The organism is Candidatus Pelagibacter sp., assembly GCF_052049995.1.
Taxonomy (GTDB): domain Bacteria; phylum Pseudomonadota; class Alphaproteobacteria; order Pelagibacterales; family Pelagibacteraceae; genus Pelagibacter.
The window spans coordinates 114,474-126,687 of the sequence record NZ_JBNGYX010000002.1; the positions used below are offsets into that span (position 1 = coordinate 114,474).

Here is a 12,214-nt window from a genome sequence, read left to right on the forward strand (position 1 = left end):
AACTTAAAAAAAAAATTTGAATTATCTTTGTTTAGATTATGGCTTAATTTAAACTATCAACAAACGATTTGAGAGCTAATACAAGTTTATCATCATATTCCATCATATGATCGTCATATTTTGTAAAATATGAATATTTAGGTTCACTTGCTAAATTAAAAATTTTTTTACCCATCCAAAATGGAACTATTTGGTCAGCCTCACCATGCATTACTAATACTGGAATATTAATATTTTTAATTTTTTCATTATTTTCATACTTATCTTTTAAAATTAAACCTACTGGAATATATGGATAAAAATTTTTCGCAGCCTCAATCATTGATGTGAAGGGCGTTTCTAAGATTAATCCTGCAAAATTTTTATTCTGAGTAATTTCAGTTGCAATGGCAGTTCCTAATGACTCTCCGTAAATAATTATATCTTCTTCTTTTAGACCTTTTTCTTTAAGCCAGTTTATTGCACTAGCACCATCTGTATAAAGACCCTCCTCACTTGGTTTTCCTTTATTGCCGCTAAACCCTCTCCATGCAATAATTAAAAAATTAACATCCATGTCTTTAAAATGATTTAACTTATGGATTCTGTTTTCAAGTGTCCCTGCATTTCCATGAAAATAAACTATTGTTTTATAACTTTTTAAATTTTTATTATGAAACCAGCCTAAAAGATTAATATTATCTGTTGTTTTAATATTTACTTTTTCAATGTTAACTTCTAAATTATCTCCAGAATAGTTATTCTCATCAGGATGATACATTAAATTTCTTTGATAAAAGAAAAGAAAAACACAAATTAAAGTATATATTACAAATATAAATAAAAATATATTGGTTAATGTCATTTTTGTATTAATTTTCATTTTTATTTAAATAAATAAAGAAAGTATAACTTAATACACATAGAATTAAAAAAAGTGAAAATGAAATTCTATAACTACTTAAAATATCAAATCCTTTATTATTACATAAATCAATAATTAATCCTATACCCCACTGAACAAAAAAAGTTCCAGAAAAAAGAAATACATTGAATGAAGTAAGAGATTTGCCAGCTAGATTTTTTGAAAAATTTAGCGCAATTGCTGGCTGAGTTAAAGAAATAACAATTGATGTCATGATATATATGGTAAATAAGAATACTCCTGCATTATTACCAAAATAAATTATCAAAAATAATGAAAAGTAACTGATTGGTAAACCTAGCTTAATTAATTTAATACTATTTATGCCATAATCTGAAATTTTTGGTAAGATATACCCCCAAATAAAATATGAAATTAACATAGTGATATTTATCCAAAATAAACCAGTAGCACTTTGAAGGGGTGTGTAACCTGAAATATTTAACATCCATGGACCAGCCCATAAAGTTTGAATTGCTTGAATACCTCCATAATTAATAAATGCCAGAGGAATCATGCTTATAAAAAATTTATTTTTCCAAATTTGACTTAATGACTCTTTCTCAGATTTTATTGAGGTATTTTCTTTTTGGTCCCAATTAGGAATAAACAAAAAAATTAATATTATGCTTAATAAAATGAGTATAGCTATTAAAATAAAGATCCATCTCCATCCAATATATGGAAGTAGTATTTGAACGGGTAAAGTTGATGATACAAATCCAATATTTGCTACCATCAACATCCAAGAATTTGCTCTCTGTTGGTATTTTTCTGCAAACCATACTCTATATCCAGTAAGGGGTCCCATCATGCAAGCACTAACCCCTACACCAATAAATATTCTGGATATAAATAATCCAGAAAAACTTTTTGCGAGTGCAAATGATATTGTTCCAATGAATGCTATCATTAAAAAACAACCGATTACCTTTTTTGGACCAATTTTATCCAATAAAAGCCCTACAGGAATTTGCATTATCGAAAAACCAATAAAATAGCCGCCTGCCAATAATCCCAGATTTCCTGCAGTTAGATCAAACTCAGAGGTTAGAACGGGAGTTAAAGTTGCAGTTATAGATCTAACCAGATTGGATAGTAAAAATCCAAAAGCGAAAACACAAAATATGATAATGCTTTTATTTACTTTAGTAATCATTTATAAATTTTTGAGAATTAATCTGTACTATGAATAATCAGTCAACAAAAGATAAAGATGCACGCTCTTCAAATGCAATGGCTGCAACTTCACATCCTTTAGCTACAGAGGAAGCATTAAAAATACTCAAAATAGGTGGAAATGCAGTAGATGCTTCAATTGCTGCCTCGATTGTTTTATCTGTAGTAGAGCCTAATGCAACGAGTATTGGTGGCGACTGTTTTGCAATAGTTAAAATGGATAACAAGGATCCTGTATCTTTTAATGGATCAGGTTTAGCGCCTGAAAAATTAAATTATGATTTTTTTAAGGATAAGCATATTGATAAAATTGGATTAACTAGTCCACATTCAGTCACAATTCCTGGTGCACTTAATGCTTGGGAAAAAATTCATAAGGAATTTGGTAAGCTAGATTTTGAACGATTATTTTTAGGTGCAATTGATATAGCAAAGAATGGCCATAGAGTTACAAAAGTCGTATCAAATGCTTGGAAAAATAGTTTGAATAAAATCAATGGTAATGAAAACTCAAAAAAAATTTTTTTGAAAAATGGTCGTGCTTATCAAGAAAATGAATTAATGAAAAATATTGCTTTAGGAGAAACACTTGAATCAATTAGCAAAAAAGGAAGTAAAGAATTTTATGAAGGAGAAATTGCAAAAGATATAGTTGAAACTTTAAATGAATTAGGTGGTGTACATACTTTTGAGGATTTTTCAAATCAGAGTACAATAAGATCAGATACAATCAAATCTAATTATAAGGGTGATTTTATTCATCAATGCCCTCCCAATGGTCCTGGTGTTACAGTATTGATTATGATGAAATTATTAGAAAAACTAAATATTCAAAATTATAAATTAAATAGTACAGAAAGATTCCATCTTGAAGCAGAAGTTACAAAACAAGCTTATAAAGTTAAAGAAACTATTTTAGGTGATCCAAATTTTGTTAACTTAAATTTAGAAGAAATTTTAAGTGATAAAAATATTGAAGAAATTTTTAATAAAATTAACTTAAATTCATGCAGTGATGTTGGTGACTTAAATATTCCAGCTCATCCAGAAACAATATATCTAACGGTAGTAGATAAGGATTTAAATAGTGTATCAATAATCAATTCTGTTTGTTATGTATTCGGGTCAGGTATTACCACAAATAAAAGTGGAATACTTTTACATAACAGGGGTACAAATTTCAGAGTAGAAAATGGACATCCAAACTGTATAGCAGGCTTAAAAAGACCGTTACATACTATTATTCCTGGTATGCTTATTGATAAAAACAACAAAGCAACTTTAAGTTATGGGGTTATGGGAGGCCAATATCAACCAGTGGGACAAGTTCATGTTTTAAATAATATGATTGATTTTGGAATGGGACCACAAGAAGCTTTGAGTTTTCCAAGAGCTTTTCATTTTAATAATATTTACAAACTAGAAAAAACTGTTGATAAAGAAATTTTCCATGGGCTAAAAGAAATAGGTCATAATGTAGAATATTTTGATGGTACACATGGTGGGGGCCAAGCAATAAAAATAAATAGAAGTGAAGGTGATCTCTTAGGTGGATCAGATCCTAGAAAAGATGGGTATGCAAAAGGATATTAATACTCATCGAAGAATGATGTAAAAACTAATTCCAAAGAATTAAAAGTTTAAAGATATATCTCTATGAACTGAATTACACCTTGCAACAAATTTAGCCTGTTCTTTAGTTAATCTGTTTTGAAGTCTTAGACCAATATTATGTTTGATAACATCATTATATTTAATTAATTCAGGCATCAAATTCTTATTAGCATCATCTCTCCATGAAACTTCTAAATTAAAAAGATCAAAAGTTTCTGTACTGGTTTCAATTAACTTCTGTTCATCAATCTCATCATTATCAATGACAGAAATTAGATCATCAAGTTTATTTGCAAATTCTTCTGTTCCAGAGATTTCTCCAAGATTTTCAAAAAGACTATCAATTATTGAAATGGATTTTTCAAAATTTTTATTATTAATAGTATTTCTTAATTCTTTTATTTCTGGCGAAAGTTCTTTTAATTTTTCATTATCATTTATAAACATTACTATTTGATCTAAAGTTTCATAAGCTTCATCAACGTTTTTTCTATATCTCTTGGTTCTTGTGTTTTTTGCTTTATGTAATATTTCAAACTCTCCATTTTTAGTTTTCCAGATTTCAGGAATTTTATTTTGAAGTTCTTTAATTTCTAGCTCGTAATTCTCAATTTTTAATTCTAATTTATTTTTAGCTGATAAATTATCTTCGTCTAAGTTTCTAATTTCAGCTTTTAACTTTTTTATTTTTTGGTCAATTTTTCTAACTTTTTTCTGAATTTTTCTTACATTAAAATGAAGATCTTTATAATCTTTTGTAAATAAATCATATTCTTGCTCAGTTTTTTGTAATTTTTTAACTATAGCAAAAGTTCCTAAAGCATTATCAAAATGCTCTTCAAAGATATCTAATTTATCTACTGGAAGATTTGCTGGAATTAATTTCTGCATATTCTTAATTGCATTTGTAATTGTTTGTTCTTCATTATTATAAATTGCAAATTTATATTCTTGTAAGCAATATTGTAGTTTTGGATTCATTGGTGGTGGAGCTACATTAGAAGTTAGATATGTTCTTGCTGGTAAATAATTTACCAATGAAGGATAGAAACCAACAATTCCAAGACCTATCAATTGTAAAATAATAAACGGAACAACTCCTTTCCAAATATTTAAAGTAGTAACAAGTTTTGAAGCTACTCCTTTTAAATAAAATAAAGCAAATCCAAATGGTGGGGTTAAAAATGAAGTTTGTAAATTTACCCCAATCATAACACCAAGCCAAATTGCACTTACATTCGCACCTGGTTCAGCTAATAATATAGGAGCAATAATAGGAACAACAACTACAGCTATTTCAATAAAATCAAGAAAGAAACCTAATAAAAAAATTACTACCATTACAACAACGAATTGTGTCCAAAATCCTCCTGGTAAATCTTGAAGAAAATCTCTAACTAACTCTTCACCTCCAAATGCCCTAAATCCAGAGGTTAACATTGCTGCTCCTAATAGAATTATAAATACCATTGAGGTAGTTACACAAGTTTCTACAACAACTTCTTTTAAAACATCATCTATTTTAAATGCTCTCCAAAAACTCCATACAACACTGGCTAAAAATGTAATTGTAAAAAATAAGGCAATTAATATTGCTCCTAGATCTCTAGTGTCAACTGCTTTAATATTTAAATTATAATTTTTAGATAAAAAATAGATTGGAATTACGGATACGATCGCAATTATTATTGGGTAGTAGGCGTTCTTTTTACCTTGGTGTAATCGATATCCCGCCATCATTGTTGCACCAATAGCACCTATTGATCCAGCCTGATTAACTGTTGCTATGCCCATAAGTATAGAGCCCAAAACTGCAAAGATTAGGGCAAGCGGTGGAATAATAACTAATATAACTTTGATCCAAAATTTAGAATCAAAATTTCCTTTAAATGGAACAGGAGGAGCTGCTTTTGGATTTATTCTTGCATACACAAATATGTAAAGCATATACAAACCAACCAAAACTAACCCTGGTAATAATGCACCTAAAAACATATCTCCAGCTGAAGTAGACCCTACTCTAAATTCTCCAGGCATATTAAATTCACCAGTTAAAATTTTATAATCAGTCTGACGCATAGTATTTGCAACATCAGCGGCACTTGCCAATTGATCAGCAATAATAATTAAGACAATTGAAGGAGGTATAATTTGACCAAGTGTTCCAGAGGAACAAACAATTCCACTTGCTAATCTTTTATCATATTTATTATTTAGCATTGTGGGTAAAGAAATTAGTCCCATTGCTATTACTGTTGCTCCAACAATTCCAGTTGTCGCTGCAAGTAATGCACCAACAAAGATAACAGAAATACCAAGCCCTCCAGGAATTGGTCCAAATAGTTGTCCCATGGTAACTAAAAGGTCTTCTGCAATTTTTGATTTTTGCAACATTATCCCCATAAAAATGAACAATGGGATCGCAATTAAGGTGTCGGTTTCTACATCCCAATAATTACTCCTAAAATTGGTAATACCAGCGGTTAACCATTCTTTAGGCCCATCAACAGCAAAATAAGCACTAGGGTCTCCTGCAAATAAATAACCAAAAAAAGCAGCTAGTCCTATTGAAATTATTGCTGATCCAGGTAATGCAAAAGCTACTGGAAAACCAGATGCTAAAGCTCCAATCATTATAATTACTAGTAAAGCTAAAAATAAATGTTCCATTATTTAATTCTTTAAAAGTTTGTAACTACTACTCATAAAGTAGCTTGTGAATTGAGTTAACATACTTACTGCAAATACTGCTAGGTAAACTGCCATTAAATAAAGTAAATATAATCCGTTAGAACCTTGCTGAGTAATCTCAAATGAAATTACTGGACCATTAATGATACTAGCTTTACCTCCCATACCTAAAAATATTACTATCAAGCATAAAGGAATACCTAAAACGAGAGATCCAATTGCATTCGTCCAGGCCTTCTTTCTCTCACTAAAATTAGCATACAAAACATCGACTCTTACATGACCTTCATGAATTAGTGCATATGCACTTGCAAAAAGATAAAGAGCAGCATACCAAAAACGAACAAGATCTCCTTGAAATGCTTGTTCATATTGAAAAATGAATCTTGATATAACTATCAAGAATTCACTTCCAACTACTAAAACTGCTAACCAAATAAACCCTACAGATTTATTAAAATAACCAATTATAAAAGAGGCTAATATTAAAGGAAAGTGAATATATGTAATTCTGAAAGCAGGTTTTACTAAATTAATTTTAACTTGTTCTCCAAAAATTGGCTCAACCAATTTTTCTACAACCATAAATGAGATTAAAAAATCTACAACTCCAACAATTAATACAGCCCAGAATGAAGATCTTATAACATATGCTGTTATTTTTTTTAGTATCTCAGAATCTGTTTGTAATGTTTGATTTAAAGATTTAAGAACAAATATTATAACTGCTACAAAAGATAAAAAATAAAACAAGAATTGAATATACGATAAATTTATCGCTAATCCCTCAAGAGGCTTATTTAATTTTTTAAATCCAAATAATTCATAATGAGAAAAAAGTTTTTTAACTCCTGGCCAATCAAACCAAACTGTTAAGACATTATTTATTAAAAAAATTAATGTTAATGCCAAGATAGAATAACTAAATATTCTTATTAAAATAGATAAGTTTTTTTTCTCAATCATATGACAAAACTTTTAATGATATATAAAAAGAGGGCCCATTTAAGGGCCCTCTAGTATTAATTAGAATTAAATTATACTCCTAATGCTCTATTTCTTTGAGAAATGTAAGGCGAATCAGACAAGTTTGTCCAAGCACCTATTTCTTTTCGTCCTTTAATAAAGGCATCATGTACTTTCTTAGCAAGAGCACTATGTTGCTGAACTTCATCAAAAACTTCCGCAGCACCTTTAGCAAAAGCGTCATAAACTTTATCATTAAACTTCTCAAGTTTGACACCATTCTCATTTACTAAACGAGCAAGAGCAGCTCCATTTTTAGCATTATACTCAGCCATTGTAGTTGTATCAGCCCAATCACACGCGGTTTTAATAGTTAACTGGTCTGACTTAGTTAGACTTGTAAACCAAGACTTGTTAACTCCACAAGCTAATGTAGATCCTGGCTCGTGCATTCCTGGATAGTAATAATACTTGGCTGCTTCATAAAATTTGAAAGCCTCATCATTCCAAGGTCCTACCCATTCCGTTGCATCAATTGCACCAGACACAAGGTTTTCATAAATTTGTCCACCTGGAAGTGAAATTGGAGAACCACCAAGTTTTCCAAGTACTTGTCCACCTAAACCAGGCATACGCATTTTTAAACCCTTAATATCATTAGCTGATCTAATTTTTTTGTTAAACCAACCACCCATTTGCACTCCAGTGTTACCAGCGGCAAAACTTTGTGTTCCGAAATCGTCAGTCAATTCATCCCACAGCTCTTGTCCACCAGCAAATTTTAACCAGGCGTTCATTTCAGCATATGTAAAACCAAACGGAACGGCAGTAAAATATCCAAATGCAGGGTGTTTTTTAACCCAGTAGTAATCAGCACCGTGATACATTTGAGAATTGCCTGAAGCAACTTCATCAAACGAGTCAAATGCTTTTACCCTTTCATTAGCAGCATAATAAGTAACTTGAATTCTACCGTCACTCATATCACTCAATCTTTGCGCAAGTCTTTGTGCACCAGTTCCAAGGCCTGGAAAATCTCTTGGCCAAGTAGCTACCATAGAAGCTTCTATTCTCTCTTTGGCAACAGCTGGAGCAGATAAAGATGATGCCGCAACAGCAGCAACACCAGTTGCAGCTGCAGTTTTAAAGAACTTTCTTCTTGAAGGTGATCTAGAAACCTTCAATGATTTTTTTTCTTTAATCATTAGTATCTCCTCTTCTTTGTTAATTAACTGCACAGATTAAATTACAATTGGACGTTTAAGTCTAGGTTAAAATTCCTATTAAAGAATATAATACAATCAGAGGTAGTAAATTTACGAATAATTAAATTTATTTTTTGTCAAAGAAGGCTTCGTATAACATCATCGATATCGCAAGTATCATCAATATATAAACAGGTAACACATCAAGAAAACCAATCATCATAGATCTTGTAAGTGTTGTTGCTAAACCTAAAAGAAAAAAGATTGCAAAAGAAAGTCCTATTAGTGTTACAAGTTTATTCATTAAATTTCTCACTTTTCTTTTCAAGCCAACTAGAAACTCCTAAGAAACGATTGTCGTCATATTTCTCTCCAATAACTTGAATGCCTAATGGTAAATTATTTTCGCCTTGAAGTAAAGGAAGTGAAATACAAGGAGTTCCTAAGTAAGACCAAACTTTGTTGAAATCAGCTGATCCAGTGCTCTTAAGACCCTTTAGAGCAACACCTGGACTGGATGGGGATAAAACCCCATGATAGTCCTCAAATACTTCTTTATAAGAATCGTAGCTTCTTTTCATAAAATCTATTGCTTCAGCATATTCTTTTGCAGTATGTTTTCTTCCATTTGCAATTGCATTTTGCATAATTTTTGAAAGTTTTGATTTATAATTTTTATAATAATCACTAAAATTATTAGCTAGATCACTTTCATAAATTATTTGATGATATTTATGGATATCTTTAAAATAAGAAGGAGTATCATGAACTTCTATATTTTTTTTAAACGACTTTATAAAATATTCAAAAGCTTCCTTAGATTTTTTGTCAATTGATTTCCAAAATTCAGTTTTATAAAATATGAACTTAGGTTCATATAAAGGACCTTTTTTTACAGCATCAACCATATTATTTGAAGAATAATAAACAGTGGCAGGGTCATGGGAATCTTTTTTAATTAACTCTTTAACTAAATAAGCTATGTCCTCAACTGTTTTTCCAAAAACTCCAAGATGGTCAAGTTTTTCAGAAGTCTTTAATACTCCATTCCTTGAAATTAGACCAAATGAAGGTTTGTATCCAACAACACCGCAATAAGATGCTGGTCTGATTATTGAGCCACCTGTTTGTGATCCAATTGAAAGTGGAGCCATATAAGATGCAATTACTGCAGCAGAACCACTTGATGATCCTCCTGGTGTTCGTGAATAATCGTGTGGGTTTTTTGTTTTGGAGGGATTTAAATATGCTAATTCTGTAGTAACTGTTTTACCCATCACAATAGCTCCTGAAGAAGTTAATAAATCAACTATTTCTGCATTCTGTGAATAAGATTTACCTTTACGTATTGGAGTGCCACATTCAGTTGGCATATCAAGAGTTCCAACAATATCTTTAACAGCTACAGGAATACCATGTAGTGGACCAATGGGTTTTCCAGATTTTTTATAAGCATCAGATTCTTTTGCTTTTTCTAATAATAATTCTTTATCAAAAAAAGCCCATGCATTTATATCTTTTTCAAACTTATTAATTCTCTCGATATATGCTTCACATATTTCGACAGAAGTAATTTGAGAATTTGAAATTTTATTTATTAATTCTTGAACAGAAAAATTTACAATTTCATTCATCAAGTTAGTTAGCAAATAATTGATCAGGTAACCACAAAGCTATACCTGGAAATAAATACATTAAAACCATTCCAAAAATAACAATCGCTAAGAATGGCATGATGCCTTTAAATACCTCAATTAATTCAACATTTTTAGATTGTACACCTTTTAAGTAATAAGCCGACATGGCCATGGGGGGGGTTAAAAATGATGTTTGTAAATTTAAAGCAATTAACATTGCAAAAAAATAAGGGTTAACTCCAAAAAATTCTACTAAAGGTAAAAATATTGGAACAAATATAATTAATATTTCTGTCCACTCTAATGGCCAGCCTAATAAGAAAATTATAATTTGTGTAATGACTAAAAATTGCCAAGGTTGTATATTCATTGATTTAAAAAAATGCTCAAATACTTCATGTCCTCCTAAATATGAAAATACTGACGCAAACGTCCAAGATCCAATAAACAACCACATAATCATTGCGGTAGTTTTTGCAGTAAGAAATACTGACTCTTTAAAATTTTTCCATTTTAGAGATTTATAAAAGAAAGATAAAACTAATGCTCCAAAAGCTCCAACACCTGCAGCTTCTGCTGGGGTAGCTAAGCCAGCAAGAATGCTTCCTAAAACTAATATGATTAATGAAAATAATGGTAAGAATGAAACCAAAACTTCTTTTAAAATTACTGATCTTGGTGGAATTTCTTCTTTAGGAGGCTTAGGTGCAACTGATGGATTAAAATAAGCCAAAATAATTGCATATAAAATATATAAACCTGCTAACATCAAACCAGGAAATATTGCTGCTGCAAATAATCTTAATGGAGATAACTGAGCAATTACTGCATAAACAATAAGCATAATACTAGGAGGAATTAAAATTCCTAAACATCCTCCAGCACATATCACTCCTGATGCGAATTTTTTATCATAACCAGCTTTGACCATTGCAGGCCAAGCAAGCAAACCCATTAAAGTCACAACTGCCCCAATTATACCTGTTGCTGTAGAAAATAAAGTGCAAGTAACAAGAGCAGCGACAGCCATCGATGCTGGAAGAGAATGAGATGCAAGTCTTATTGCATAAAATAATCTTGCAACTATGCCTGCTCTTTCAACTAAATATCCCATAAATAAAAACAAAGGTACGGCGGTAAGAACATGGTTATCCATCACAGAGTAGGTATTTGAAACAAATAAATTAAATATCCTATTATCTAATAGATGATCCATTCTTGACGGATCAAAGTATGCGTAATACCCAAATCCCAAACCCATTGCCATTAAAGTAAATGCAATAGGAAATCCTAGTAATACAGCAAACAGAAATATTACCATCATTAAAATAGCAATTTCTGGATTTGTTAAACTAAACAACATCTATTTTTTCTTCCTCTTTAGATTTTCGCATTAAAATTTTTTCAGTTTCTTCGGCACCAGCATCTCTCTCTGGCCAATGTCCTGTTCTAATACAAATAATTGCTCTAAATACTTCACTAATTCCTTGGAGTGTAAGAAGTATGCCTGATAAAGGTATTAATGATTTTGCCATATAAATTTGAATTTGTGCTGGACTATTCCAACTTGTTTCTTTCACCATCCATGCTTTAGCTGCATATTCATATCCATAAAATGCAAGTGCAATCACCCCTGGAAAAAAGAAGATGAAATATAATATTAAATCAATCCATCCTTGAACTTTAGTTGGGAACAATCTGTAAATAACATCTCCTCTAACGTGAGCTTCTGTTGCTAAAGTGTAAGCTCCAGCCATCATAAATATCGCTCCATACATTTGTAAACTGAAATCAAAATTCCATAAAGTAGGAGCATTAAATGCGTAAGCCATGATAACCTCATAACATGTTCCTCCCATCAAAATTACTATGCACCATGAGAAGGCTTTACCCATTGAGGTACTAAGAGTATCTGCAAATTTTATATAAGAGTACATATTTAACTAACTTATCTTAATTTTCTTAATTAATTCAATTAAAAAAAAGGGGGCTAAAAAGCCCCCTTAATTTTTTATATA

General features: G+C 30.8%; 10 protein-coding genes. 1 reads left to right on the top strand and 9 read right to left on the bottom strand.

What is annotated here, in order from left to right; genetic code table 11:
- Positions 1–43 precede the first annotated feature (43 nt).
- Together ACTT9Y_RS02870 and ACTT9Y_RS02875 are read right to left on the bottom strand one after the other, a co-directional pair.
- Positions 44–862, bottom strand: a complete 819-nt coding sequence (locus ACTT9Y_RS02870) for an alpha/beta hydrolase (protein WP_440932925.1) — start codon at positions 860–862, stop codon at positions 44–46.
- On the bottom strand, positions 852–2,063 hold the full coding sequence (locus tag ACTT9Y_RS02875) for an MFS transporter (protein WP_440932926.1): 1,212 nt from the start codon (positions 2,061–2,063) through the stop codon (positions 852–854). Before ACTT9Y_RS02875 ends, ACTT9Y_RS02870 begins: the two co-directional genes overlap by 11 nt.
- A 29-nt stretch (positions 2,064–2,092) precedes the next feature.
- On the opposite strand from ACTT9Y_RS02875, the gene ggt reads away from it, so the two are divergent.
- A complete protein-coding gene (ggt, locus tag ACTT9Y_RS02880; protein WP_440932927.1) occupies positions 2,093–3,676 on the top strand; it encodes a gamma-glutamyltransferase in 1,584 nt (527 codons plus the stop codon).
- A gap of 39 nt (positions 3,677–3,715) precedes the next feature.
- Here ggt and ACTT9Y_RS02885 read toward each other — a convergent pair whose 3' ends face one another.
- From ACTT9Y_RS02885 to ACTT9Y_RS02915, 7 genes are all read right to left on the bottom strand, one after another.
- Positions 3,716–6,367, bottom strand: a complete 2,652-nt coding sequence (locus ACTT9Y_RS02885) for a TRAP transporter large permease subunit (RefSeq protein WP_440932928.1) — start codon at positions 6,365–6,367, stop codon at positions 3,716–3,718.
- Between the two features lie 3 nt (positions 6,368–6,370).
- Positions 6,371–7,354, bottom strand: coding sequence for a TRAP transporter small permease subunit (locus ACTT9Y_RS02890; RefSeq protein WP_440932929.1), 984 nt, complete (start codon positions 7,352–7,354; stop codon positions 6,371–6,373).
- Between the two features lie 71 nt (positions 7,355–7,425).
- A complete protein-coding gene (locus ACTT9Y_RS02895) occupies positions 7,426–8,559 on the bottom strand; it encodes a TRAP transporter substrate-binding protein (RefSeq protein ID WP_440932930.1) in 1,134 nt (377 codons plus the stop codon).
- 127 nt (positions 8,560–8,686) lie between these two features.
- A complete protein-coding gene (locus tag ACTT9Y_RS02900; protein ID WP_440925802.1) occupies positions 8,687–8,863 on the bottom strand; it encodes a hypothetical protein in 177 nt (58 codons plus the stop codon).
- Complete coding sequence (locus ACTT9Y_RS02905) at positions 8,856–10,193, bottom strand: amidase (protein ID WP_440932931.1); 1,338 nt, start codon at positions 10,191–10,193, stop codon at positions 8,856–8,858. The genes ACTT9Y_RS02900 and ACTT9Y_RS02905 overlap by 8 nt, the downstream gene beginning before the upstream one ends.
- Before the next feature lie 4 nt (positions 10,194–10,197).
- Positions 10,198–11,559, bottom strand: a complete 1,362-nt coding sequence (locus tag ACTT9Y_RS02910; protein WP_440925804.1) for a TRAP transporter large permease — start codon at positions 11,557–11,559, stop codon at positions 10,198–10,200.
- Complete coding sequence (locus ACTT9Y_RS02915; protein WP_440925805.1) at positions 11,549–12,133, bottom strand: TRAP transporter small permease subunit; 585 nt, start codon at positions 12,131–12,133, stop codon at positions 11,549–11,551. The genes ACTT9Y_RS02910 and ACTT9Y_RS02915 overlap by 11 nt, the downstream gene beginning before the upstream one ends.
- Positions 12,134–12,214: the final 81 nt, after the last annotated feature.

Excerpts from the sequence above, each read along its gene's own strand:
- ACTT9Y_RS02870 (WP_440932925.1), bottom strand. The coding sequence starts at position 862 with ATGAAAATTAATACAAAAATGACATTAACCAATATATTTTTATTTATA.
- ACTT9Y_RS02875 (WP_440932926.1), bottom strand. The coding sequence starts at position 2,063 with ATGATTACTAAAGTAAATAAAAGCATTATCATATTTTGTGTTTTCGCT.
- ggt (WP_440932927.1), top strand. The coding sequence starts at position 2,093 with ATGAATAATCAGTCAACAAAAGATAAAGATGCACGCTCTTCAAATGCA.
- ACTT9Y_RS02885 (WP_440932928.1), bottom strand. The coding sequence starts at position 6,367 with ATGGAACATTTATTTTTAGCTTTACTAGTAATTATAATGATTGGAGCT.
- ACTT9Y_RS02890 (WP_440932929.1), bottom strand. The coding sequence starts at position 7,354 with ATGATTGAGAAAAAAAACTTATCTATTTTAATAAGAATATTTAGTTAT.
- ACTT9Y_RS02895 (WP_440932930.1), bottom strand. The coding sequence starts at position 8,559 with ATGATTAAAGAAAAAAAATCATTGAAGGTTTCTAGATCACCTTCAAGA.
- ACTT9Y_RS02900 (WP_440925802.1), bottom strand. The coding sequence starts at position 8,863 with ATGAATAAACTTGTAACACTAATAGGACTTTCTTTTGCAATCTTTTTT.
- ACTT9Y_RS02905 (WP_440932931.1), bottom strand. The coding sequence starts at position 10,193 with ATGAATGAAATTGTAAATTTTTCTGTTCAAGAATTAATAAATAAAATT.
- ACTT9Y_RS02910 (WP_440925804.1), bottom strand. The coding sequence starts at position 11,559 with ATGTTGTTTAGTTTAACAAATCCAGAAATTGCTATTTTAATGATGGTA.
- ACTT9Y_RS02915 (WP_440925805.1), bottom strand. The coding sequence starts at position 12,133 with ATGTACTCTTATATAAAATTTGCAGATACTCTTAGTACCTCAATGGGT.